The organism is Lacinutrix sp. MEBiC02404, assembly GCF_053601575.1.
On record NZ_JBSHNV010000010.1, the window covers coordinates 1 to 306 of the forward strand.

The following is a 306-nucleotide window of genomic DNA, read 5'->3' on the forward strand; positions in this document are numbered from 1 at the left end:
TATACAGTTGCTGATGATTGTGGTAATGAAACCATACTTACTGCAACACTTACGCTTGAAGATTCTATCGGTCCTGATCTTACTGCTTGTACTGTAATAGACGAAACTATAGAATGTAACGGAACAGATAACGAAACGATCGCTAACGATTGGAATACTGCTAACATATTAGCACTTCAATCTTGTGGTACAGATTCTTGTGATACAGATGCAGTATTTGATGTAACTTCTGATTATGTATTTACGAACCTTGCTTCTACTTGTGGAGCTGGTGGTACTATTCTAGTTACGTATACCGTAGCTGAT

General features: G+C 37.6%; 1 protein-coding gene. It reads left to right on the forward strand.

The window, feature by feature from the left end:
- A partial coding sequence (locus ACVCXO_RS00045) for a hypothetical protein (protein ID WP_452227564.1) occupies window positions 1-306 on the forward strand: 306 nt, incomplete at both ends.